Annotated in this window: 23 protein-coding genes and 1 tRNA gene; 18 read left to right on the top strand and 6 right to left on the bottom strand. The window is 36.6% G+C overall.

The window, feature by feature from the left end:
• Positions 1–52 precede the first annotated feature (52 nt).
• From HW347_RS05775 to bshB1, 4 genes are all read left to right on the top strand, one after another.
• Positions 53–1,615 (top strand): sulfatase family protein, encoded by a 1,563-nt coding sequence (locus HW347_RS05775; protein WP_214610973.1) that lies wholly within the window; start codon positions 53–55, stop codon positions 1,613–1,615.
• A gap of 279 nt (positions 1,616–1,894) precedes the next feature.
• Complete coding sequence (locus tag HW347_RS05770; protein WP_214610972.1) at positions 1,895–3,304, top strand: MATE family efflux transporter; 1,410 nt, start codon at positions 1,895–1,897, stop codon at positions 3,302–3,304.
• Positions 3,305–3,344: 40 nt separating this feature from the next.
• Positions 3,345–4,520: a trans-sulfuration enzyme family protein gene (locus HW347_RS05765; RefSeq protein WP_214610971.1), complete on the top strand. Its 1,176-nt coding sequence runs from the start codon at positions 3,345–3,347 to the stop codon at positions 4,518–4,520.
• A gap of 42 nt (positions 4,521–4,562) precedes the next feature.
• Positions 4,563–5,285 carry a bacillithiol biosynthesis deacetylase BshB1 gene (bshB1, locus tag HW347_RS05760; protein WP_214610970.1) on the top strand — a complete coding sequence of 241 codons (723 nt, stop codon included), beginning with the start codon at positions 4,563–4,565 and terminating at the stop codon, positions 5,283–5,285.
• Here the strand turns inward: bshB1 and HW347_RS05755 are convergent.
• Entirely contained in the window at positions 5,282–7,348 is a 2,067-nt protein-coding gene (locus tag HW347_RS05755) for a tetratricopeptide repeat-containing sensor histidine kinase (RefSeq protein ID WP_225901830.1), read from the bottom strand. The two genes, bshB1 and HW347_RS05755, sit on opposite strands and share 4 nt — an antisense overlap.
• Positions 7,349–7,624: 276 nt before the next feature.
• Between HW347_RS05755 and HW347_RS05750 the strand changes: the two genes are divergently transcribed.
• Positions 7,625–7,700, top strand: a tRNA-His gene (locus tag HW347_RS05750).
• 117 nt (positions 7,701–7,817) lie between these two features.
• On the opposite strand, the gene HW347_RS05745 is transcribed toward HW347_RS05750, so the two are convergent.
• Positions 7,818–9,386, bottom strand: coding sequence for a M28 family peptidase (locus tag HW347_RS05745; protein ID WP_214610968.1), 1,569 nt, complete (start codon positions 9,384–9,386; stop codon positions 7,818–7,820).
• A gap of 149 nt (positions 9,387–9,535) precedes the next feature.
• Here HW347_RS05745 and HW347_RS05740 point away from each other — a divergent pair, with 149 nt between their 5' ends.
• Entirely contained in the window at positions 9,536–10,723 is a 1,188-nt protein-coding gene (locus HW347_RS05740) for an aldose epimerase family protein (protein ID WP_214610967.1), read from the top strand.
• Here the strand turns inward: HW347_RS05740 and HW347_RS05735 are convergent.
• Positions 10,720–11,592: an AraC family transcriptional regulator gene (locus HW347_RS05735; protein WP_214610966.1), complete on the bottom strand. Its 873-nt coding sequence runs from the start codon at positions 11,590–11,592 to the stop codon at positions 10,720–10,722. The genes HW347_RS05740 and HW347_RS05735 overlap by 4 nt on opposite strands.
• Before the next feature lie 142 nt (positions 11,593–11,734).
• Here HW347_RS05735 and HW347_RS05730 point away from each other — a divergent pair, with 142 nt between their 5' ends.
• The 4 genes from HW347_RS05730 to HW347_RS05715 all read left to right on the top strand — a co-directional run bounded on the left by HW347_RS05730 (position 11,735) and on the right by HW347_RS05715 (position 16,725).
• Positions 11,735–12,673 (top strand): dihydrodipicolinate synthase family protein, encoded by a 939-nt coding sequence (locus HW347_RS05730; RefSeq protein ID WP_214610965.1) that lies wholly within the window; start codon positions 11,735–11,737, stop codon positions 12,671–12,673.
• Between the two features lie 164 nt (positions 12,674–12,837).
• On the top strand, positions 12,838–14,424 hold the full coding sequence (locus tag HW347_RS05725; protein ID WP_214610964.1) for an aldehyde dehydrogenase (NADP(+)): 1,587 nt from the start codon (positions 12,838–12,840) through the stop codon (positions 14,422–14,424).
• A 28-nt stretch (positions 14,425–14,452) separates the two neighbouring features.
• Positions 14,453–15,460, top strand: coding sequence for a 4-hydroxyproline epimerase (locus HW347_RS05720; protein ID WP_214610963.1), 1,008 nt, complete (start codon positions 14,453–14,455; stop codon positions 15,458–15,460).
• 14 nt (positions 15,461–15,474) lie between these two features.
• Complete coding sequence (locus HW347_RS05715; RefSeq protein WP_214610962.1) at positions 15,475–16,725, top strand: NAD(P)/FAD-dependent oxidoreductase; 1,251 nt, start codon at positions 15,475–15,477, stop codon at positions 16,723–16,725.
• Between the two features lie 4 nt (positions 16,726–16,729).
• On the opposite strand, the gene HW347_RS05710 is transcribed toward HW347_RS05715, so the two are convergent.
• From HW347_RS05710 to HW347_RS05700, 3 genes are read right to left on the bottom strand one after another with little or no spacing between them, the layout of a single operon-like run.
• Positions 16,730–17,119, bottom strand: coding sequence for a VOC family protein (locus HW347_RS05710; RefSeq protein ID WP_214610961.1), 390 nt, complete (start codon positions 17,117–17,119; stop codon positions 16,730–16,732).
• Positions 17,116–17,694: a GNAT family N-acetyltransferase gene (locus HW347_RS05705; protein WP_214610960.1), complete on the bottom strand. Its 579-nt coding sequence runs from the start codon at positions 17,692–17,694 to the stop codon at positions 17,116–17,118. Before HW347_RS05705 ends, HW347_RS05710 begins: the two co-directional genes overlap by 4 nt.
• A complete protein-coding gene (locus tag HW347_RS05700) occupies positions 17,694–18,338 on the bottom strand; it encodes an alpha/beta hydrolase (protein ID WP_214610959.1) in 645 nt (214 codons plus the stop codon). Before HW347_RS05700 ends, HW347_RS05705 begins: the two co-directional genes overlap by 1 nt.
• Positions 18,339–18,411: 73 nt before the next feature.
• On the opposite strand from HW347_RS05700, the gene HW347_RS05695 reads away from it, so the two are divergent.
• From HW347_RS05695 to HW347_RS05660, 8 genes are all read left to right on the top strand, one after another.
• On the top strand, positions 18,412–18,837 hold the full coding sequence (locus tag HW347_RS05695; RefSeq protein WP_155596141.1) for a PaaI family thioesterase: 426 nt from the start codon (positions 18,412–18,414) through the stop codon (positions 18,835–18,837).
• Positions 18,837–19,952 (top strand): chorismate-binding protein, encoded by a 1,116-nt coding sequence (locus HW347_RS05690; RefSeq protein ID WP_214610958.1) that lies wholly within the window; start codon positions 18,837–18,839, stop codon positions 19,950–19,952. Before HW347_RS05695 ends, HW347_RS05690 begins: the two co-directional genes overlap by 1 nt.
• A 49-nt stretch (positions 19,953–20,001) precedes the next feature.
• On the top strand, positions 20,002–21,771 hold the full coding sequence (menD, locus tag HW347_RS05685; protein WP_214610957.1) for a 2-succinyl-5-enolpyruvyl-6-hydroxy-3-cyclohexene-1-carboxylate synthase: 1,770 nt from the start codon (positions 20,002–20,004) through the stop codon (positions 21,769–21,771).
• A 28-nt stretch (positions 21,772–21,799) separates the two neighbouring features.
• Positions 21,800–22,144, top strand: coding sequence for a DUF2853 family protein (locus HW347_RS05680; protein WP_155596144.1), 345 nt, complete (start codon positions 21,800–21,802; stop codon positions 22,142–22,144).
• Between the two features lie 81 nt (positions 22,145–22,225).
• On the top strand, positions 22,226–23,056 hold the full coding sequence (locus HW347_RS05675; RefSeq protein WP_214610956.1) for a CvfB family protein: 831 nt from the start codon (positions 22,226–22,228) through the stop codon (positions 23,054–23,056).
• A 183-nt stretch (positions 23,057–23,239) separates the two neighbouring features.
• Entirely contained in the window at positions 23,240–23,839 is a 600-nt protein-coding gene (locus tag HW347_RS05670) for an SPOR domain-containing protein (protein WP_155596146.1), read from the top strand.
• A gap of 71 nt (positions 23,840–23,910) precedes the next feature.
• Entirely contained in the window at positions 23,911–24,750 is an 840-nt protein-coding gene (gene menA, locus HW347_RS05665) for a 1,4-dihydroxy-2-naphthoate octaprenyltransferase (RefSeq protein ID WP_394370272.1), read from the top strand.
• A gap of 34 nt (positions 24,751–24,784) precedes the next feature.
• On the top strand, positions 24,785–25,537 hold the full coding sequence (locus HW347_RS05660; RefSeq protein WP_155596148.1) for a LytR/AlgR family response regulator transcription factor: 753 nt from the start codon (positions 24,785–24,787) through the stop codon (positions 25,535–25,537).
• Positions 25,538–25,601 lie beyond the last annotated feature (64 nt).

Here is a 25,601-nt window from a genome sequence, read left to right as displayed (position 1 = left end):
GCAAAAAGGAATAAATTTGAGAGTAAATTAATTTATAAATACAAAACAGTTCATGACAAGTTTTAGAAATTATTTTTTAACTGGTACCATCTTATTACTGATGTTATCTGGCTGTAAGTCAAAAGAAGAAAAAACGGTAGTGAAAGACGAAAGTCCGAAACAACCTAATGTTGTTTTCATTTACATGGATGATTTAGGTTATGGAGACCTTAGTTCATATGGAGCAACTGAACTAAGTACCCCTAATATTGATGCTTTAGCAGAAGGAGGAGTTCAGTTTACTAATGGTTATGCTACATCGGCAACATGTACACCAAGTAGATATGCTATTCTTACGGGTAGATATCCTTGGAGAAATAAAGATGCTAAAATACTTCCGGGAACAGCGCCTTTAATTATTAGTACGAATCAGCTTACTGTTCCTAAAGTGCTTAAAGAAAAGGGCTATGCTACGGGTATAGTTGGAAAATGGCACTTAGGCTTAGGTAGTGGAAACGTAAACTGGAACGAGAGAGTATCTCCCGGTCCTAATGAAGTTGGTTTTGACTATTCTTATATACTAGCTGCTACGCAGGATAGAGTACCTACTGTGTATATAGATAATGGTAACGTAGATGGATTAGATCCAAACGATCCTATAGAAGTAAATTATAAAGAGAACTTTGAAGGTGAGCCAACAGGGTTGGATAACCCAGAGCTAACTACTATGAAATGGCATCACGGTCATAACAACAGTATTGTAAACGGAATACCACGTATTGGTTATATGAAAGGTGGCGAAGCTGCAAAATGGACAGACGTTGATATGGCTGATCACTTTTTGGCTAAAGCACAGGCTTATGTAACTGACCATAAAGATGAGCCTTTCTTTTTATACTATGCTTTACAGCAACCACATGTACCACGTACACCTCACCCTCGTTTTGCAGGTAAATCTGGAATGGGACCTCGTGGAGATGTTATTCTTGAGGCGGATTGGGTTGTAGGTGAATTTATGAAGACTTTAGAAGAACAAGGTCTTTTAGAAAATACATTAATTGTTTTCTCTAGTGATAATGGTCCTGTTGTAAATGATGGCTATTATGATGACTCTGAAGAAAAATTAGGAAACCACACTCCTGCGGGTGTATTGCGTGGGGGTAAATACAGCTTGTTTGAAGCAGGTACTCGTGTGCCTTTCATCACATACTGGAAAGGGAAAATTGCACCGGGTAAGTCAGATGCTTTGGTTTGTCAGGTAGACTTACTTACTTCAATGGCCGCTTTAGTAGGCAGTGATAAAAAAGGAGAGGATAGTGAAAACTTCCTAGATGCTCTTATGGGTAAAACAGATCAGGGTAGAAAGGAATTGGTTTTAGAAGCTGGCGGAAAAACGGCTTTTAGAAAAGGAGACTGGGCTATGATTCCACCATATAAAGGAGCAGCTCTTAATAAGCAAGTTAATATAGAATTAGGTAACGATAGCGAGTACCAATTATATAATTTAAAAGAGGACCTTTCTCAAACTAAAAACGTTGCTAAAGAAAATCCAGAAAAGTTACAGGAAATGGTAGAAGGTTTTGAAGCCATAAGAGGTAAGAATGATGCAGAGATTGAAGAGTTGGAGTTAAAATAGAACCATGTTGAGGTATTTTATTCTTTAGAAATATCTCATTCTAGTTTATAATTATAACCGTTCCGAGTGTAATAAGTGTTCATAACGAGCACATTATACTCAGAACGGTTTTTTGTTTTCCTTTTATATGTCAAAAATTAATAAGATATTTGATTCATCATGAAGTTATAGAAATTATGTTCCGTACTAATGTCGCTGGGTTTGTGCCCAGAAATTAATCGAACCCACTTCGTTCGGTTTTGGCATATTCCTCTTTTTATCAACATAATTTCAATTCAAATGCCACATTCAAAAAGAATCACTTTAAAAATGCTGTTTCAGTATTTTATAGTTGCCGTAACAGGAAAAGAAACAGAATTCACAACGGGAAGCATCCGTAAGGCCATTTTCATGCTCTCCATCCCCATGATTTTGGAGATGATGATGGAATCCATTTTTGCCATTGTAGATATTGCTTACGTCTCACAAGTAAGTGTAAATGCCGTAGCTACTATTGGACTCACAGAATCTGTAGTTACATTGGTATATGCAGTTGCTATAGGCTTAAGTATGGCAGCAACAGCTATCGTTGCCAGAAGGATAGGGGCAAAGGATGTTAAGGGCGCTCAGGAAGCTGCAGTACAGGCAATAGCACTGGGAGTTCTGGTTTCTATAATCGTTGGAGTCTTTGGGTTTTTATATGCCGAGGATATACTTGCGCTAATGGGAGCAGAACCCGACTTGATAGCCGAAGGTTCTGGATACACCAAACTTTTATTGGGAGGTAACATTACTATTCTACTATTGTTCTTGATTAATGCCATATTTAGGGGAGCAGGTGATGCATCTGTTGCCATGTGGGCTTTAGTCCTTTCAAACGGACTTAATATTATACTAGATCCTATTTTTATTTTTGGCTGGGGACCCATACCAGAGTATGGAGTTATGGGAGCTGCTATAGCTACCAATATAGGAAGAGGTACAGCTGTGTTGTTTCAACTGGCAGTATTATTCTTTGGTTGGAGCCGCATACAAATTGGCTTTAAGGATATGGTTATTCGCTTTAGCGTAATGCTAAATCTTATTAAAGTCTCACTTGGAGGAATTGCTCAATTTCTAATAGGAACTTCTAGTTGGGTATTTCTTATGCGTATGATGTCAGAGTTTGGTAGTGAGGTCCTGGCTGGTTATACAATAGCTATCCGAGTAATGTTATTCACTTTAATGCCATCTTGGGGTATGAGTAATGCCGCAGCTACATTGGTGGGGCAGAACCTTGGTGCTCAGCAGCCCGATCGTGCAGAAACTTCGGTTTGGAAGACAGGAAAATACAACGCCTATTTTATGGGAGCTGTTTCTTTAATCTATCTATTCTTTGCTTATGATATTGTTGGTTGGTTCAGTGCCAACCCCGTTGTAGTGGAGAATGGGGGGTTGTGTCTTCAGATTATTGCTGTAGGGTATATATTCTATGCCTATGGTATGGTGGTCACTCAAGCCTTTAATGGAGCAGGAGATACAGGGACGCCAACAAAAATAAATCTCATTGCTTTCTGGTTGTTTCAATTGCCCTTTGCCTATCTAATGGCAATAACTCTTAATTTAGGTGCTATGGGTGTATTTATAGCTATTACTGCCGCTGAGGTGCTGCTAGCAATAATTTCTATGATTTGGTTTAAAAAAGGCAACTGGAAAAAGGTGAGTGTCTAATACTCTTTTTGTAACTTGATCTTTCTAAATTTTTGAAATTATGCAGCAAAGAAAAATAGGACTCAATACCATTTGTACCCATGTAGGGGAAGTTAAAGACGAACAGTTTAAAGGGGCAATTTCTCCACTTTACATGAGTAGTTCATATGCTTTTGAAGATGTAGATGTAAAAAGGTATCCTAGATATTTTAATACACCCAACCAAGAGGCATTGTGTAAAAAGATTGCTGCGTTAGAAAATACAGAAGCTGGCCTTATTTTCGGAAGTGGTATGGCAGCCATTACCACAAGCTTAATGGCTTTTCTTAGAGCTGGTGATCATATTGTTCTTCAGCAAGTATTGTATGGAGGAACTTACAATCTAGTTGTAGAGGAATTTGAGAAGTTTGGTATAGAATATTCATTTACCGAAGGATGGCAAGCTGAGGATTTTGAAAAAGAGATTCGTTCCAATACAAAGGTCATCTATATAGAAACACCTTCCAATCCGCTATTGACAATAACCGATTTGGATGCTATAAGTAAACTAGCTAAGAAGCATAATTTGGTTTCTATGATAGATAATACGTTTGCGAGCCCTGTTAATCAAAATCCTATAGATTTTGGTATTGATGTGGTTATGCATAGTGCCACTAAATACATGGGCGGGCATTCAGATATTCTAGCAGGAGCAGTTGCATCATCCGAGGAAAACATTCATAGAATCTTTGGGTTAGCAAAGAACTTTGGAGGTAGTCTTAGTGATTATACTGTTTGGTTATTGGAAAGAAGCTTAAAGACTATGGGCTTGAGGGTGAAAGCTCAAAATATAAATGCCCAACATATGGCAGAATACCTAGAAGGGAATGAAGCGGTCACCAAAGTATACTACCCAGGCCTAAAGAGTCATCCGGAGCATGAATTGGCAAAAGCGCAAATGAAAGGTTTTGGAGGAATGTTATCTTTTGAGCTTCATGAAGATTATGATGCAAATCAATTTCAAAAAGAACTACAATTAATAAAATCTTCCATGAGTTTGGCAGGGGTAGAGAGTACCGTTCTTTCTCCCACAAAAACATCGCACTCTCTTTTGAGTGCGGAAGAGAGAGCTAAACAAGGTATTGCAGACGGCTTAATCCGTTTTTCTGTGGGCATAGAAGAACCAGAAGATTTAATTGCAGATATAGAACAAGCATTAAAAAAAGTAAGGTCTGGTAATATAGTAGCGACTAGTTAAAAGCATTTAGCCCGAACAAAGAACAATACTCAATAAGATAGAATGAAATTAGACATATTAGCTTTTGGTGCTCACCCAGATGATGTAGAACTTGGTGCCGGAGCTACCATAGCCAAAGCCATTGCAAGTGGTAAAAAAGTAGGTATTGTAGATTTAACCCGTGGCGAGCTTGGTACACGAGGCTCCGCAGAAATTAGAGATAGGGAAGCAGCAGCTGCTGGTAAAATTCTAGGAGTTTCGGCAAGAGAGAACTTAGGTTTTGCAGATGGTTTCTTTGTAAATGACAGAGAACATCAATTGCAGATTATAAAGATGGTTCGTAAATACAGACCGGAAATTGTTTTGTGTAATGCAATAGACGATCGCCATATTGATCATGGTAAAGGAAGTAAACTAGTTAGTGATGCTTGTTTTTTAAGTGGATTGATTAAGATTGAAACCCAGTTAGAGGGCGAAGATGCGAATCAAGCACAGTGGAGACCAAAGGTGGTTTACCATTATATTCAATGGAAGAATATTGAACCGGATTTTGTTGTTGATGTTTCAGAATTCATTGAAAAGAAAACGGAAGCTATTTTGGCTTATTCATCACAGTTTCATGACCCAACAAGTAAGGAGCCAGAAACACCAATAAGCAGTAGAAATTTTATTGAAAGTGTAAATTACAGAGCCAAGGATTTAGGAAGATTGGTAGGCGTAGAGTATGCTGAAGGATTTACCACAGAGCGTTTTGTTGCAGTTAGCAATATAGACGACCTAATTTAAGCTGTTCTTTGATATTTGTTTTTAGCCTTGGGTAGGGTAAAGTGAAAAGTACTTCCTTTTCTCAATAGACTTTCTACCCAAATAACTCCATTATTTTTCTCTACCATTTCCTTACATAGAGATAGTCCTAAGCCCGTGCCTTTTTCATTATTTGTGCCGTAGGTAGTTAAGGTAGAGTTATCTGAAAATATTTTTTCGATGGTATCTTGATTCATACCTATACCGGTATCACGAATAGAGACCTGCCATAAGTCTTTTTTCTCAATAGCGGTAATGGTTACCATACCATTTTCGGGGGTAAATTTTACGGCGTTACTGATGAGGTTTCTAATTACAATATCTATTTGGTTGGTATCTGACCACGTCAATGTTTTTGCTTCTAAATGATTTATAAGACGAATAGATTTGTTCTTCGCCACTTCAGATAACAGGTCAATATTTTCTTTAACTACTGTCTCTAGAGCAACAACTTCGGCTCTAGTAACCGCACCGTTCATTTGGGTTTGGCCCCAGGTTAAAAGATTGTTGAGCGTAAAAGAGATATGGTCAATGTCATTAGAAAGTTTGGGCATGAAACTCATAAACTCATTTTGCTCTATTTCACCATCTTTAAATAGTTTTAAAAGCCCTTGGAAAGCAGCTATTGGTCCGCGAAGGTCATGGCCAATAATTGAAAATAATTTATCTTTTGTCCGGTTTATTTCATGTAGTTCAAGTTCGTTTATCTTTAAATCTGCTTGTTTTTTCTGGAGTTCGGAATTCAATTTCTTTTGTACTTTCTCACTTCTGAATACTAAAAGGGTAACGATAATAAAAATTATGAGTATACCCAAAGCTACATTTACATAAGCTCTTTGTGTATCTAGTTGTTTAGTGTTTTCTTTAATTAGGTCTACTTTCTGTTTCTCATGCTCCATTTTGGTTTTTAGCATGGTTAGACTCTTTTTGTTTTCATTTCTATATAAAGTATCGGATAATGATTGATATATCTCGTGGTACTTTAAAGCTTCTGTGTAATCTTCTTTGTTCTTATTTACTTGATACAATGTTTTGGCACATTGCTTAGAGCCCTCCATGTCTTTTATTCTATCAGAAATAGCATAAGCATTTAACGCATATGTTTCGGACATGGCGTCATTGCCTAAGCCTAAATAAGCTTGAGACATACCATTGAGCATTTCAATTTCACCACGGTCATCCTGAATTTTTTTATGAAGCATTTCACTTTGTCTATACCAGTAGAGCGCCCATTCAAATTTGTTGTCTTTTAAATAGATTTTAGCTTTAGTAGCATAAGCGTATGCAAGCCATTCCATTTTTTTGGTTTTTTCAAAAATGGCTATGCTGGTATTAGCATTGTACATCGCATGCTCCAGTTCACCAGTATCTGCATAAATAGAGGCTATGTTACTCATAGTTTCAGCAGAGATGGATTCATTCCCTAGGTCTTCGTTTATTTTTTTTACTTTTTTGTAGAATTCTAGCGCTTGAACAAAATCATTTTGTGATGCATATAGGTTAGCAACATTTTCATTAAATATAGATAGCATGAATTTATCATCGTTTTCATTCGCGACATCTATACCTTCTAAATAGTAAATTAATGATTTTGCATAATCTCCTGTATAAGCAAATTCTGAAGCAAGATGATTTTGCGCTCTTAATCTCAATGCTACATCTTTTGATACGATACTCATGGAAAGAGCATTTTTAGTGTAGAGTATACTTTTGGTATGGTTCCCTTGATCTGAATAGTAATTCCCTAATCCTAAAAGAGCATAGCTTTCTCCTTTTTTGTAATTAGAGGATTTACTGTAATCTAGGGCAAGTTGTGAGAGTAGTAAAAGACTATCTGTATTGAAAAACCTTAATTCACGACCCAAATGATTAAGTAGGTTTATGTGGGTGGTATCTTTAACAGAAAAATTAGGGGTGCTTCTTAATTGCTTAATGAGTGTTTGCAAGCTATCCTTAGCCTCTTGTTGCGCACTTATATTTGTTGTAGACAAAACAAGTAGGCCAAAAAGCAAAATAGCTAATTTAGACATTAGGTTAGAGGTCAAAGAATGGATTTTGACAAAAAGCATTTCTAAAATTAATTATTCATCTAATGTATCTACATACTGTTGATATCTCTAAAAATTGTTGTGAAACGCTAAAAATTGTGTGTTTTAGCGAGAGTAACTTGCATTTTATCGATGTTTTTCAATTTTTTATTGATGTTTATACATTCACTGTCAAGCTGTTCATGTAAAGAATATGGGTAGGGTATGAAAATAACCGAAGTTTTATTTTGAAAGATTACATGAAAAAAAGTATCTTTGCCACCGCTTACAAATGGTGGTTGTAGCTCAGCTGGTTAGAGCGCTTGATTGTGGTTCAAGAGGTCGCCGGTTCGAAACCGGTCTTCCACCCCGAAATAAAAAGCCTTGTCAATTTTGACAAGGCTTTTTTGGTTTTATACATTACCTTAAAATAAAGCATAAAAAAACCTGCCGTTTAAGGCAGGTTTTCTATTTACTAGTGCAATTTTTATTCAGCGGCTTTATCTACTACAAGACGTTTGTTTCTATTAGCTACTTCCCAAGCCGTATAAAAGACTAAACGTGTACGATTTTCAAGAAGATCATAGTTGATCTTGTCTGGTGTATCTCCTGGTTTGTGGTAATCCGCATGAGTTCCGTTAAAATAGAAAATAATTGGAATGTTGTTCTTGGCAAAATTGTAATGGTCACTTCTATAATAAAAACGATTAGGGTCGTTCTCATCATTATAGGTGTAATCCAACTCAATATTAGTGTATTTGTCGTTAACCTCTTCAGAAAGCTCGTGTAGGTCTGTACTGAGCTTGTCAGAGCCAATTAAGTAGATGTAGTTGCGATCACCATCTCGTTCTGGGTCAATACGGCCGATCATATCAATATTAAGATTGGCAACTGTGTTTTCTAGTGGATATATTGGATCGACATCTGTATAGTATTGAGAACCTAAAAGTCCTTTTTCTTCACCTGTAACATGTAGAAAAACAATTGATCGTTTTGGTCCTTGTCCAGCATCTGCAGCCTTTTTAAAAGCTTGTGCAATTTCTAAAAGAGCAACTGTTCCAGAACCATCGTCGTCCGCACCATTGTTTATTTCGCCATCTGCAGTAATACCAATGTGGTCCAAGTGAGATGAAATCACTAAGTACTCGTTAGGCTTTTCGGAACCTTTTAGTATGGCAACTACATTTTCGGACTCAATATCGTCATTTTCGCTTTTGACATCAACAATTAGTTTCTTAGCTAAACTTTTCGGTTTGTTATCAGATACAATACTTGGTAAAATTGCCTTTGCCAATTTTGCATCGATTAAAAAGTTGAAAAACTCTTCTGAATCATCTTTGGCCAGTTCCATTCTGCCACTTTCGTTGGTCTTCATCCATTCAAACCTGCTCTTAAAGCGAGCAAAATTGGTTTCATCATAATAAAGAATGCCTTTGGCACCTTTGGAAGTAGCTAGCTCTAAACGCTTGCCTAAAGATTCTGACATGTTACTCCAGATAGACTTTTCGGAAGACCCGGACAAAAGATAGTTTCCGTTAGCAGCAATTGGCTCACCAGATTTAACTAAGATTACTTTGTCCTTAACGTCTATATCTTTGTAGTCAGAATAATCACCTTCTTCAATACCATAACCAACGTAAATGATATTATCAAAAGTTCCTTCTGCTTTAGAAAAAGTAAGGAAATCTTCTCCTAGCGGGTATTCTTTACCATCAATAGAAAGAGAACCTGCGGGTAATTGGCTAACTTGAAGTGGTACTGTTTGAAAATAGTTTCCGTCTGCTTGCGCAGCAGGAATCCCCATTTTTTCGTACTGGGCTTTTAAATATTCTACAGCCTTTTTTTGACCAGGTTTCCCGGTTTCCCTTCCTTCGTATTCATCGGAAGCGTAGGTGTAAAGATGTTCTTTAAGTTCACTTTCGGTAATAGTTTCTGCGAAAGGTTCAGGGGTACTGGTGGGTTTAGCAACTGCGTTTTTATCGCCATCAGAAACAGTTGTTTGTGATGAGTTGCAGGCCATAGCCAATCCTATGGCAAGGATAATGAGTTTTTTCATGTTGTATGAGTTATGCTTTCAAAAGTTCCCAAAATTAACGAAAACAAATAGAACAGGTCTGCTGGCTGGGCAATAATTATGTGTGTTGATTTATTACTTTTTTAGTTAACTTGCCTGAGGTTTTACCAAATCCAGATTTACTTATTGATATGAGAATTTTAAAACTACTAATAGCCTGTGGCTTAGCAGGAACCATCAACCTTTCCTGTAATCAAATTAAAAAAGAAAAAATGACCGAATCCGCTTCCGAGCTACCTAAAACAAAATTTGAGAAGAATATTAATTCTGAAGATTTTACTACAACTATAAAAGGAGATTCGGTAAAGTTCTTTGTTCTGACCAATGCCAATGGAATGGAAGTTACTTTCACGAACTACGGACAACGGTTAGTTTCGTTATATGCTCCTGATAAGGATGGTAATTTTAAAGATGTAGTGCTGGGTTTTAATAATTTGGAAAATTATAGGTCAAAAAAGAACTTTTATGGTGCTACAATTGGCAGATATGGAAATCGTATAGCTAAAGGAAAGTTCTCTTTAGATGGTAAAACATATGATTTAGCCATTAATAATAATGAAAACCACCTGCACGGAGGAGAAGTAGGATTTGAAAGTGTAGTTTGGAAAGTTGTGGAGCAGTCTAAAAATGCAATTAGCTTTAGCCGTACATCTCCTGATATGGAGGAAGGTTACCCAGGTAATTTAGATGTTAGGGTTAGTTATGTTCTAACGAATGATAATGAATTGCAAATAAGCTACGAAGCAAAAACAGATAAACCCACGTATGTAAACCTTACCAATCATTCGTTCTTTAATCTCAAAGGAGAAGGTGAGGGAACAGTCAATGATCATATTGCACTATTGAATGCAGATAAGTTTACACCGGTGGACAATGGCTTGATTCCAACAGGAGAATTGAGAGATGTGGCAGGGACTCCTTTTGATTTTAGAACACCAAAACTTATTGGAAAGGATATTGAGGCTAATTATGACCAAATTAAGTTGGGTAATGGTTACGATCATAATTATGTTTTAAACGAAGTGCCTAAGAATCGTGAAGGCTTGACGTTTGCGGCTAGGGTTGTAGAGCCTACAAGTGGTCGTACATTAGAAGTTTATACTTCTGAACCTGGAGTCCAGTTTTATACAGGTAACTTTTTAGATGGCTCCGATATTGGTAAAAGCGGTAATCCTCATCTCCGTAGAGGTTCTTTTTGTTTGGAAACGCAACATTTTCCAGATTCCCCTAATCACCCTGAATTTCCTAGTACACAATTAAACTCAGGAGAAACATATGCGTCATATTGTACCTATAAATTTGGTGTTACTAAGAACTAAATACGGCTTTGAATAGACTTTTTACTTTTATGTTGAGCCGCAAATCGTGACGGAATCACACCTTTTAATTTTTTGAATTGTCTGTTGAAGTTAGAAATTGAAGAAAATCCGGATTGTTCGGAAATTTCTAGAATAGAGTTTTGGTCGTCTGCTCGATTTAATAATTGACACGCATGCTCTATACGAAGCTCTATCAAGAATTGAAAAAAAGTCTTGTTGGTATGCTGTTTGAAGAATTTACAAAAGGCATTGGGTGTCATATGTACTTTGCTTGATACGGTATCTAAATTAATTTCATACTGAAAATGAGTTACCACGTAATCAAAAATAGTTTGCATACGTTCTCCTTGAGAACTCCCCATTTTCTTTGAGGATACAAAGTTTGTCAAGGTCTTTTTATCTGCATAACACAGGTTTTTTAGTAAATTGAAAAAGCAAATGAAACGCTCCAGTTTTTGCAAATTTGGAAGCTGTTTCATAGCATTTTGAATATCTTTCGTATCACCTAAAACCTGAAAGCCTTCTTTTGAAACATTAAAAAGGGGTTGCAACTCTTCTAAGTCTGGTAACTCAAAAAATGATTCGCCAAAAGTAGTTTCCGTAAAGAACAATGAAATTCTATGGGCTATTTCATCTGTACTATCATTTTTGAATAAATGCGGACTATGAGGACCAATCACAAAAAAGTCGCCATCTTCAAATGGATGAATGCTATCGCCAACAATCAATTTCCCCTTCGCCTTTACAATTAAAGTCAGTTGAATTTCTGCATGCTGATGCAGTTTATCATAGAAAACCATCTCCCGGTCTACCTGAACTATTAGATTCTGGTGCAGCGGTTTTGGAATTTGAAAAGGATGTACTTTCATTTTATAAATTATGCGTATTTAAGTCAAGTAGTTGATATATTGGTTTGATGATGGATAATATAGTATATAATTTTGATAATATGCTCTAATTAGTACTAACTATCTTCTACTAATTTTGTGAGTGTAATTAAAAATTGACCAGATGAAATTTGAATGGAAAGGCGTTATGCCAGCGGTGACTACAAAATTTAATGAAGATGATACGCTTGATCTAAAGATGTTCCGTACCAATATAGAAGCTCAAGTAGAAGCTGGGGTTCACGGAATTGTTTTAGGAGGTTCTCTTGGTGAGGCAAGTACTTTAACTGCAGATGAAAAAAAGGTACTTATAAAAGAAACAGTTCAGATAGTTGAAGGTAAGATTCCTGTTATAATGACCATTGCGGAGCAGGCAACTAAAGTGGCGCTTCAAGCGATTAAGGATGCTGAAGAAAGCGGTGCAGACGGACTGATGATTCTTCCACCAATGCGTTATAAGTCTACGGATAATGAAACGGTTCAATATTTTAAAGAACTAGCCAGCAGTACTGAGCTTCCTATTATGATTTACAATAACCCTGTAGATTATAAAATTGAAGTAACAGTAATTATGTTTAAAGAACTACTGGAATTAAAAAATATCACAGCGGTAAAAGAGTCAACAAGGGATATCATTAATATTGGACGTTTACGTAATGAATTTGGTTCTGATTTAAGCATTTTGACTGGAGTAGATCCTTTGGCATTAGAAAGTCTCTTTATGGGTGCCGATGGTTGGGTAGCAGGTCTTGTTTGTGCTTTTCCAGCAGAAACTGTTGCTATCTATGAACTGGCTAAAGCTGGTTATGCCAAAGAAGCTACTGAAATTTACAGATGGTTCCTACCATTATTGGAATTGGATATAAGTCCGCAATTGGTTCAGAATATTAAGTTGGCCGAAGTTGCTACGGGTATTGGTACCGAAATAGTTAGAAAACCAAGACTTCCATTACAAGGTGAAGAACGAGACAGAGTTTTGAAAGTAATACAGGATGGATTAAAAAGTAGACCTCAATTACCAGATTATAAAAATTTGAAAGTACTAAACAAGCAGTTGGCCTAATACCGTACTCTCATTAAAATTGAGAAGGAATTTCTTTGAATTACGTGTATAATAAACGCTTATTGAAGTTGTTTGGTGAGTAAAAGTCTTTCTAGTAAATTCTTGGTGCTTAACCCCAAATATAGTAGCTTCATGCCTATTTTAAAGAGCAGAAATACCATACTATGATTACAGGAAAAAACTATATTGGAAATGAGCTTTCATCTATTGGAAGTGATACATATAAAACCTTTGACCCAAAGCTTAATTTGGAAACGGAGTGGACTTTTTATGAGGCCACAAAGGAAGAAATAGATAAGGCTGTGGGTAAAGCCCATGAAGCTTTTCAGACTTATAAAAAGTTTTCAGGCGCTAAGAAAGCAGGATTTTTAGAAGCTATAGCCGAAGAAATTGAGGCTCTGGGTGATGAATTAATTCAGACATATTGTAAAGAGTCTGGATTGCCAGAAGGTAGAGCTGTTGGCGAGCGTGGCCGTACTATGGGGCAGTTGCGGGCTTTTGCTCAATTGCTAAAAGAAGGATCATGGGTAGAGGCTACGATAGATACGGCCCAACCAGATAGACAGCCAATGGCTAAAACAGATTTACGTAAAATGTTGCTTCCTATTGGCCCTATAGCTGTTTTTGGTTCAAGTAATTTTCCGTTTGCATTCTCTACGGCTGGTGGTGATACCGCTAGTGCTTTGGCTTCCGGTTGTTCGGTAATTGTAAAAAGTCACCCTATGCATGCTGGTACTGGGGAACTGGTTTCTTCGGCAGTAATTAAAGCGGCGGAACGCAATGGTATGCCAGACGGTATTTTCTCTAATTTGAATAGTAGTGGTATAGAAGTGGGGCAACAATTGGTGCTTCATCCTAAAGTTAAGGGAGTAGGGTTCACAGGTAGTATCAAAGGTGGTACGGCACTCTATAAATTGGCAAACGAACGAAAAGAACCTATTCCAGTTTTTGCAGAGATGGGTAGTATAAACCCTGTAGTGGTTTTGCCTTCCGCTTTGCGTGAAAAAGGTTTGGATTGGGCTAAACAATATGCCGGTTCGGTTATGATGGGTGCTGGTCAATTCTGTACTAATCCAGGATTAATTTTGGGTATAAAAAGTACATCGCTAGATGTCTTTATAAACGCTTTAGGTGAAGAAATAGATAAATTGGAGCCTTCTTGTATGTTGCATCCAAACATTTATAACAACTACGAAAAAGGTAAAAAAGAGCTTTCAGGTCAAGGTGGTGCTGATGTTGTGGCAGAATACGAAAAGGCAGTAGCGCCAAATTATGCAAAACAGAAAGTGCTAACCGTTAATGGGGCTAATTTTTTAAAGAACCCTAAACTACACCAAGAAGTATTCGGACCATTTTCTATTGTGGTAAGATGTGCCGATGCAAAAGAGATGACAGAAGTTTTGAACCGTTTGGAAGGGCAGCTAACAGGTACAATTCTTGGAAATTCTGACGAATTAAAAACATACAGTTCAGCATTAGACGCTTTACAAGGAAGAGTTGGAAGATTGATTTTTAACGGTGTTCCAACCGGAGTAGAAGTTTGTCCTTCTATGCAACATGGTGGACCTTTTCCTGCCAGTACAGATAGCCGTTTTACTTCGGTTGGCGTATCTGCTGTGAAGCGTTGGGTTAGACCGGTTTCTTTTCAGAATTGGCCACAAGAATTACTTCCTGAAGAATTGCAAAATGAGAATCCGCTGGCGATAATGCGAATTGTTGACAGTGAGCATACCAATAAAAAAATTGAGTAAGATTAGAACATGTAGCACTATTTGAATTATGGCGACGAGCATTTTCACTTGTATTGATGCCCACACCTGTGGAAACCCGGTAAGGGTAGTAGCTAAGGGAGGACCTGAACTTACAGGAACATCCATGAGTGAAAAACGTCAGCATTTCCTAAAAGAATACGATTGGATTCGTAAAGGGTTAATGTTCGAACCTCGCGGTCATGATATGATGAGTGGTAGCATTTTTTATCCGCCAGCAAATCCTGAAAATGATTTTGGTATTCTTTTTATAGAAACCAGTGGGTGCCTGCCTATGTGTGGTCACGGAACTATTGGCGCCATTACCATAGGTATTGAAGAAGGTTTGTTAAAACCGAAAAAGGCGGGTGAAATACGAATGGAAACGCCAGCCGGTCTGGTAAAAATCACCTATCAGCAGACAGGTAAAAAGGTAGATTGGGTAAAGTTGACGAATGTAAAATCATATTTGGCCGCTACGGATTTAACGATTGAAAGTTCTGATTTAGGTGAATTGGTATTTGATGTTTCTTATGGCGGTAATTTTTATGCCATAATAGATCCACAGTCAAATTTTTCAGGTATTCAAGATTTTTCTGCAGGAAAGCTAGTTCAGTTAAGTCAAGAAATCCGTGATATAATAAATTTAAAATATCCCAATGCATTTGTCCATCCGGAGGATGAAACCATTAATGGCGTAAGTCATATTTTGTGGACAGGAGATACTATTTCTCCCGAAGCAACTGCTCGTAATGCTGTTTTTTATGGAGATAAGGCAATAGATAGATCGCCGTGCGGCACGGGAACTTCTGCGAGAATGGCACAATGGTATGCCAAAGGAAAACTGAAAATAGGAGAGGAGTTCATTCACGAAAGCTTCATAGGTTCAAAATTTATAGGTAGGGTAGAAGAGGAAACTCTTTTAGATGGCAAGAAAGCTATTTATCCTAGTATTCAGGGTTGGGCCAGAATATACGGTCATAATACCATTACAATTGATGATGACGACCCTTATGCACATGGCTTTCAGGTTATATAATAAAGAGACAAGAATTGAGTAAAAAAATTATCATAATAGGAGGAGGAATTGTGGGACTTAGTTCTGCATATTTTCTTAGTAAGGAGGGTCATGATGTTACCGTTATTGATAAATCTGATATTACATCTGGAGCTTCGTTTGTAAATGCAGGTTACATTACGCCTAGTCACATTATTCCACTGGCATCGCCTGGCATGATTGCCAAAGGTATTAAGATGATGTTTAATTCTGCTAGTCCTTTTTACATGAAACCTAGATGGGATACCGAGTTTTTTAAATGGTCATGGTATTTTTATAAATCTTCTACAAAGGAAAAAGTAGCTAAGGCTATTCCCGTTATTAAAGACATTAATGTTCTGAGTAGAGAACTTTTTGGTGCTATAAAAGCTTCGGGTGATTTAGGTGATTTTCAATTGGAGCGTAAAGGGTTATTGATGCTTTATAAAACCCAAGAGGCTTATCTTCATGAGAAAGATGTTGCAAATAAAGCCAGTTTTCTGGGCCTTGAAGTGCGGGAACTAGATCAGAAACAATTGGCAAAGCTAGAACCGGAGGTCGCTATAGATGCAAAAGGAGCTATTCACTATGAATGTGATGCACACTCTACGCCAACTCAGTTTATGCCTAAAATAGTAGCTTATCTAAAAAGCGCAGGAGTTAAGATTAGAACGAATGAAGAAGTTCTGGATTTAGAAGTAAAAGGAAATCGGATTCAGGAGATAAAAACTTCCAAAGCTAATTATACTGCAGATGAAGTAATACTTGCAGCCGGCTCATGGAGTGGACAAATTGCTAAAAAAATTAAGATGGACTTACCTCTGCAAGGAGGTAAAGGCTATAGTATAAATGTTGCAAGACCAACAGGAATAACTATTCCTGCTATTCTTATGGAATCTAAAATGGCAGTTACACCAATGGATGGTTTCACACGGTTTGCCGGCACAATGGAGTTTTCTGGCAACAATGATTTTGTTAGAAAAGAGCGAGTTATGGCTATTGCCAGCGGTGCAAAAAACTTTTATCCTACCGTAGATATAAACGCAAATGAAATTGCGAGTGTAAAAACAGGATTACGACCAGTTTCGCTAGACGGACTTCCTTATATTGGGCGTTCTTCCAAATGGGCCAATTTGACTTTCGCAACCGGGCATGCTATGATGGGATGGAGTCTAGGGCCAGCTACAGGAAAATTAATTTCTGAAATAATAGACGAGAGAAAAGTGTCCATGAATATCGATGCCTTTTCTCCCGATAGACGATTTTAAAAGATTACTTTCTTTCGATAAGATCCCAAAGGTTGCCGTATAAGTCCTTAAAAACTACTACGGTTCCGTATGGCTCTTCACGAGGGTCTTCATTAAATTCTACCCCTTGGTCTTTCATTTTTTTATAATCTCGCCAAAAATCATCGGTGTGTAGAAATAGAAAAACACGACCACCAGTTTGGTTTCCTACAGCTTTTCGCTGTTCGTCATTCGTAGCTTCAGCTAGTAAAAGCGATAATCCGTTTAGACTAGGAGGAGATACCGTAACCCACCTTTTGTTGTCATCTAATTGAATGTTGTCTATCAGTTTAAAGCCTAACTTATTAGTGTAGAAAGCAATGGCTTCATCATAATCTTTAACTACTAGGGTTACTTGTGCTATAGCTTGATTCATATAAAATCTTTAAATTTTGTTTGTTTAATACCTGCCCATTCCTCTCTTAAGATTCCGTAACAGCATGAACTTCTTCTAAAATCACTTTTGGTAATAACATTTTTTCTGAGGATTCCCTCTAAACTTGCGCCTAATTTTTCCACGGCTTTTCTAGACCGTATGTTTCGCTCATCAATTCGGAATTCAACTTTCTCAAAACCCATCTTTTCAAATGCATAGCTTAGCATTAAAAATTTCATTTGATGGTTAAAACCCGTACCACGGGTGGCAGGAGAAATCCATGTCCAGCCAATATGTAATACCTTGTTCTTTTGATCAATATTTCCAAAACGGGTACTCCCTACACATATATTGGTCGTCCTATTATAAATAGTGAAAGGAATAGATTTTTCCTGCTTTGCTTCAGTTAAAGCCGTCTCTATGTAGTTCTCTAATTTATCAATTGTAGAAACATCATTAGAACCATATTGATAGAGGTCTACTTGCTGCGCAATCGGCCAGAGTTCTTTGGTATGTTCTTTTTTTAAAGGAACGAGCTTCACCAATTCATTTTCTAAAATAAACGCTGTGTTCATTATACCAGGTTTTGGATGAGTTCTTTTTTTATTTCGTGACCGCCTTCAAAGAAAATTTGTTCTGCTTTTCCTCCAAATAGATGTTCAATTTTTTTTGATTCGGTTTCCCGTCTCTCTTTAGTTATATACTCATCTGTGTCCCCAACCAATGTAGTCACCTTGGTGTGATTTTCTTTTAAGAAATTAAAGTCAGAGACTTTTAATTCATTGGGAATACCTCCAGCATAAAGCACCAATTGATTGCATTTTATCTTTCTTTGGGCTACCCATCTTGTGGCAATCGAAACTCCTTGTGAGTACCCAAGTACTATAAAATTACAATTTTCCGGAAACTCTTGTGCGGCATACACAGCATCTAGATAGGCCAAAACATTTTGCGTTTCTTGCCCTGTAGCTTCTTTAGTAAGCCAACTTGCTCCAACGCGCCTGTACGTATTGTTTAAATAGTATTTTGATGGTGCTTGAGGTGCAATAATATAGTTTTCTTCAGGCGGCAGTTCATCAAAATACCTTAAGAAATATCGACTTAAATAACCAATGCCATGCAGTACAATCCAAACGTTTTTAGTTTGACTTGTGAGCGAGTTTAACGTAGCATAGCTATTTGTGGTGGTGTAAGACACCGTATTTTCAGAATAATCCATAGAACAAAAATCTCTATAAAAGTAATGGCTTTTATTGATGACGTAATGCTTAATTTTGAAAAAAATAGTAGTTATGGACGCCTACAAGGAAAAAATACTGAAGGTTTGCAATGAATCTTCAAAAAACACACTGATGGAGACCCTACAAATTGAATATGTAGATGTGGGTGAAGATTTTTTGGTCGGAAAGATGCCAGTTAACTCACGAGTTCACCAACCAGATGGAGTTTTACACGGTGGCGCTATGGTTGCCTTAGCGGAAAGTATAGGTAGTATGGCTTCATATATTTTTCTTGATGCACAACAATTTTCCATACGTGGTATTGAAATTTCTGCCAACCATGTTAAAGGTGTTCGTGATGGCGATGTGTTTGCAAAAGCTACTATTTTGCATAAAGGAAGAACTACCCAGCTGTGGGAAATTAAGATTACAAATGAAGAAGGTAAACTGGTCTCGTTCTGTAAATTGACCACAATAGCTTTACCAAAGAAAAAATAATGCCCTTGGATTTTTTTCAAAAAATTGAATCTCACCTAGAGAATAAATTACCTTTTGTAGCTTATCGTAAACCTAATGAGAAAGGCGTTACTGCCATTTTTCAAGACGATGAAGAGTTGCATCACCTAAATGACTATTCAGAAACAGGATTTGTTTTTGCTCCATTTGATTCAGATAGAGCTGCCGTACTTTTGAAGTTAGACGAAATTCTTAATCTTACTCATTTCCCGGAAGAAGCTAATGCGCCATCACAAGACATTGAAATAGGTGTAGACACAAAACAGAAGGACTTTCATCTGGAGTTAGTAAAGAAAGGTATTGCCCAAATTAAGGCGGGAAGTTTTGATAAAGTAGTGCTCTCAAGAGGTATACAGTTAAAAACCGATGCTTCTCCTTTAATTTTATTTCAGACCCTCTTGCATGAATATAAGACTGCATTTTGTTATTTGTGGTATCATCCAAAAGTAGGGATGTGGCTTGGGGCAACTCCTGAAATTCTATTGACTATGCACAATAGAAAACTTACGACAATGTCTTTAGCAGGTACTCAAAATTATGGCAATGATGAAAACCCTAATTGGGGTAATAAAGAGCTGGAAGAGCAACAGTTGGTAACAAATTACATTCTTAAAGCTTTGGATGGTAAGGTTTCGGGCTTAGAACGAATGCCAACGGAAACCGTTAAGGCCGGCTCATTAATGCATCTTAGAACCAAAATATCAGGTAATGCAAAACAAGAAAAACTTGGAGAGGTTGTAAAAGCACTTCATCCAACACCTGCCGTTTGCGGTATGCCCAAAGAGAAAACAAAGGCATTTATTCTAAAGGAAGAGAATTATGACCGTGAGTTTTATACCGGTTTTTTAGGCGAATTGAATTTCAAGACGGAAAGGAACAGAAATAATCGCCCTAGGAATACGGAGAATAATGTGTATCGTTCTATTTCTAAAAACACCACGCTTTTTGTGAATTTGCGCTGTATGCAATTAAAGGAAGATAACCTGCAGATTTATGTTGGTGGGGGAATTACTAAAGATTCAGACCCTGAAAAAGAGTGGAACGAGACGGTCGCTAAGAGTAAGACTATGCTAAAGGTGATAATGGCAACAGAGTAATTTAAACAAGATTGGTTTAAGAAATACAACCGTTGTATTTTTGTAACTCATGAGATACTCTAGCATACCCTCCGCCCAATTGATAGTGCAACACTGCAAGGCGAAAAAGATAAAAAATATAGTGATTTCCCCAGGGTCGCGAAATGCACCTCTAACGATTGATTTTAGTGAAGACCCTTATTTTAAGTGTTTTAGTGTCGTGGACGAACGTAGTGCTGCTTTTTTTGCATTAGGTATAGCACAGCAATTACATGAGCCCGTTGCCGTGGTTTGTACTTCAGGAAGTGCTTTATTGAATTATTACCCTGCGGTGGCAGAAGCATTTTACAGCGGTATTCCGCTAGTTATAATTTCTGCAGATCGGCCAGTTTATAAAATTGATGTTGGTGATGGGCAGACTATAAGACAGGATAATGTTTTTGATAGGCATATTGGTTATTCGGCCAATTTAAAACAAGATGTTTCTCATGCTGTAAAAAGAGTAGAGAAATATAAGCCTGAGTGGTTATCCGAGGAAAATAAGGATACCGCACAGCAAGAAATACAAGATTATAATGATAGTGAATTGAATACCGCACTTAACGTGGCAATGCAGATTAAGTTACCGGTACATATAAACGTTCCTTTTGAAGAACCCCTTTATGACACTACTACGGAACCTTCAGTAAAAGCGCTTATTGTTCCTGTAAGAGATAAAGAAGAACTAGATATTTCAGATTTACAGAACTATGTCAATATTTGGAATGCTTCCTCAAAAAAGATAGTATTAGTGGGCGTTAATCCACCTAATGAGGTAGAACAAAAATTCTTAGATCAACTGGCAACTGATCCATCTGTTATAGTTTTAACGGAAACTACATCTAACCTTCATCATCCAAATTTCTTTACGAGTATAGATAGTATTATTGCGCCCATTGAGAAAAGTGAGGAATCTAGAATGTTGTTTGAAAAGTTGAAACCTCAGGTGTTATTGACTTTTGGTGGTCTTGTTGTGTCAAAAAAAATAAAGGCATTTTTACGGGAGTACAAACCAGAGCATCATTGGCATATTGATGAGCTTAAGGCATTCAACACTTTCTTTTCATTAACACATCATTTTAGGACTAGTATAAATAGTTTTTTTGCTGATTTCATGAATCGAATAGAACCTCAAACCAGTGATTATTTTTATTTTTGGAATAAAATCCGATTACAATATGAAATAAAACGTGAGGATTATATGAAGCAAATTCCGTTCTCGGATATGTTAGCTTTTTATAATATATTGAAAGCAATTCCTGAAAATCATCACGTGCAACTGGCTAATAGTTCTACGGTGCGTTATGCCCAACTATTTAATTTAGATCCTAGTCTGGAAATTTTTTGTAATAGAGGAACTAGTGGTATTGACGGGAGTACATCTACTGCAGTTGGATCTGCATTTTATGCTAAAACTCCTACGTTATTAATTACTGGCGACATCAGTTTTTTCTACGATAGCAATGGTCTTTGGAACAATTATATTCGTCCAGATTTTAGAATAATTATTATAAATAATGATGGCGGAGGCATTTTTAGAATCTTACCAGGTCAAGAAGAAACTGAAAATTTCGCTACTTTTTTTGAAACGGCTCATGAGAAAAATGTTGAACACTTAAGTGCTCAATTTGGCTTTGAATATATGTTAGTAAATGGGGTAACTAGTCTGAATGACAGGCTCAAAGATTTTTACAAAAAATCCGACAAACCAAAAATTTTGGAGGTCCATACGCCAAGATTTATAAACAACAAAATTTTGCTCGGTTATTTTGATTTTATATCTTCGAGGGAATTAACATAAACCATTAACATTTTCAACACTAACTATTATGAGTAAAAGAGACGATTTGATTGTAAAGTATGCTGCAGACATTAAGGACAAATTTGGAGAAGCTCCAGATATGGATCTTCTGACAAAAGTAACTGTGGGCCTAGGTCCAGCAATCTACAATATTGATGCTTCTAAAGTTTCAGGTTCTGATGATAAAGAGCTAGAAACCGTGAAGAAAAATTATTTAATGAAAAAGTTGGGTATGTCTGACGACCCAAAATTAATGGAGGCTGTGAAGTCTGTAGTAGAAAAGTATGGTTCTTCTAACAGAAACAAGCATAGAGCAGTAATCTATTATATGCTTTGTAAGCACTTCAAAAAAGCTGCTGTTTATAACAAGTAAGATTTTCAAAATGTAATTTAGACCGTTTGCTTTATAGCAGACGGTTTTTTTATACCCAAATTTTAAAGTTACTTTTGTAGTATGATTGAACTGGGAAATTATAACGAGTTAGAAGTACTTAGAGATACTAGTGTTGGGCTCTTTTTAGGGAGTAATACAGGTACAGAAATTCTCTTGCCAAATAAGTATGTGCCAAAGGTTATTGATATTGGCGATATGATAAAGGTTTTCTGTTACTTGGATCACGAGGAAAGGCCAGTAGCTACTACGTTAACCCCTCATGTTATCAGGAATAAATTTGGGTTTTTACAAGTTGCCGAAGTAAACAAAATTGGGGCTTTTTTAGACTGGGGTCTTGAGAAGCATTTACTTGTTCCGTTCAGTGAGCAAAGAGACAAGATGAAAGAAGGGCAGTGGTACGTGGTACGCTGTTATATGGACGAAGTTTCTTTTAGGCTGGTTGGGTCAAATAAATTAGATAAGTTTATAAGTAATGATGAACTTACGGTTCGTGAACGTGAAGAAGTAGAATTACTTTTTACACGCTTAACAGATTTAGGTTGGGAAGTCATAATAAATGATGAACACAAAGGATTGGTGTATTCTAATGAAATCTACAAACATGTAGCCGTTGGTGATAGAACCAAGGGGTACATTAAGAATATTCGTCCAGATAATAAGTTAGATATTTCATTGCAGCCTATAGGAGAGAAATTACTTGAGCCAGCGGCAGAAGCAATATATAAAAAGTTAATGGCCCATGGTGGGTACTTGGCACTTCACGATAAATCAGACCCTGCACTCATTAAGCGAGAGCTTCAAATGAGTAAGAAAACCTTTAAGAAGGGTGTGGGTACACTGTATAAAGAAAGAAAGATTGAAATTAAGGACGATGGCATACATGCTATCTAATTAAAAACGAGGGTTTTTTGGAAATGCAACAGTAGATTAATCGATGAACGGAATGTTTTTAACATCGTAAATATTAATCTATACCACAGAATATGGTAATTTTGCAACATTCTGGGAGTGCATTTCATCGATCTTTCGGTATTTTGGTTAACTTTAACAGTGTAACCTCGAAAAAATAATTATATGCCATTTATAGAAGAAAGCGACTTACTAGAGTTGCACAAAGATATAGACAAGGCGCAAATTATAAATGAACGTCTTCTTGATCAGATAAAGTTCAAGAATAAGGAACTTAGAAAGAAAAAAGTTCAACGTAATTTGCTTGCTGGTGTAACGGCTTTGTTTCTTATTGGCGGTCTAACTGTTTTTTCTTTTACAGCGGGGAGAAGTGTTTCTAACAATTTTGAAAGTCCTAGTAATTTATTGGTTTCTATAGATAGCCTAGATGCTATTAAATCTAGAATAGACAATTTAAAGCAACAGAACGAAGAGTTAAGTTTGGTGCGAGAATTTTATTTGGCCAAAGAATTTTTAGAGAAAGAAAAAATTTATTCAGTACAGATAAAGTCATTTGTAGATAACAATATGACACTTGCTTCTGAAGCACTTACCAACACCATTTTTGTAAAAACCAATCCATTTTATTCATATTCATTAGGCAATTTCGAAACTTTGGAAGAAGCTCAGAAATTTCGCGAACAACTAGTAGATCTTGGTTTTCAAGATGCTTTTGTTGCATCCTATAAAGAAGGAAAAAGAATCCAGATTGAATCCCCTCAGTAGTTTTGACAAATATTAAAGCTTGGATAAGTGCGGCTAGGTTAAGAACACTACCACTATCCGTTTCAGGTATTGTGGTAGGTACAGCTTTAGCTAATTTATATGGCTTTGAAGATACAGTAGTATTTGTACTGGCGCTGTTTACAACCATTGGTTTTCAAGTAACCTCTAATTTTGCCAATGATTATGGCGATGGAGTAAAAGGTACGGATAACGAAGAAAGAATAGGTCCCAAAAGAGCACTTCAAAGTGGAAGTATTTCAAGAAGTGAATTAAAGGAAGGAATAATTTTTTCCATAATTATAGATTTTATTTTAGTCATCGCTCTTGTATATTTTGCTTTCGGATTTGATAACATGATGTATCCTTTGTTATTTGTAATTCTTGGCGCAGCAAGTATTTGGGCAGCAATAAAATATACAATTGGAGATTCAGCTTACGGTTACAGAGGATTGGGAGATGTATTTGTTTTTCTTTTCTTTGGTTTGTTAGCCGTTATGGGGTCTATGGTTCTTTATACAAAACAACTTAATGCGATATCAATATTACCAGCGGTAGCCATTGGTTTGTTAAGTGTAGGAGTTTTAAACCTCAATAATTTGAGGGACTATGAATCAGATAAAAAAGTAAATAAAAATACGCTCATTGTTTTTATAGGTTTTCAAAACGGTAAAATTTATCACTACGCATTATTGATTATTGCGTTTCTGAGTATTCTGGTATTTTCAGTGTTGAATTTACAAGGATGGCGAATTTTTTTACCTTTAATTTCCTTTGTACCTATTTTCTTGCACATGAAAAGGGTATACGCAACAAATAAAAATAATGAAATAGATCCTGAGCTAAAGAAGTTAGCGTTAAGTACCTTTCTTTTGTCCGTACTGATGTACATCAGTTGTAATAATTTTTTGTAAATTTAGAATATGAACCTACTAAATAATAACCATTTTGGAACAACCAATTAGAATTCTAATCGTAGAGGATAACGTAATCATTGCCGATGATATGCAATCTATGCTCGAAGAAATAGGGTATGAGATTGTAGACAACGTTATTGTCTATGAACAAGCCGTAGAAGTTTTAAAAACACAACATGTTGATCTTGTTTTGATTGACATTATTTTAGCTTCCGATAAAACAGGAATTGACTTGGGTAGGCATATTCGTGAGAATTATGATATACCTTTCATCTTTGTGACTTCTAACTCAGATAGGGCTACGGTAGAAAATGCTAAGATGGTTAAGCCAAATGGGTATCTAGTAAAACCTTTTGAGCAACAAGATTTATATACATCTATTGAAATAGCACTTTCTAATTTTACTAGATCAGATGAATCTGCCGCTGCAGTAGTAGAGAACCAGGAAGATGTTCCTATGTCCAATACGGTTTTGAAGGATTCTATTTTTGTTAAGAAACAACACTTATATTATCGTATTCAGTTTAGTGATATTCGTTTCATTAAAGCAGATAATGTTTATCTGGAAGTAAATACGGTAGATAAGAAATTTTTGGTTCGCTCTCCGTTAAAGGATTATTTAGAAAAATTACCTAAAAATAAGTTCTACAGAGCGCATAAGTCTTACATCGTAAATGTAGATCACATTGATGCTATCAACTCAAAAGACATCATGATAAAGGATACACTAATACCTATTTCAAAAGATTTTAAGGAGTTCATTATCTCGGCAATGAATTCATAAGAAATAAAATTCAAAGTATTGAAAAAGGGGAGCATTTATAATGTTCCCCTTTCTTTATTCTCTA

The sequence above is a fragment of the Zobellia barbeyronii genome, assembly GCF_018603515.1.
GTDB lineage: Bacteria > Bacteroidota > Bacteroidia > Flavobacteriales > Flavobacteriaceae > Zobellia > Zobellia barbeyronii.
This window is presented reverse-complemented; position numbering and strand designations above follow the sequence as displayed.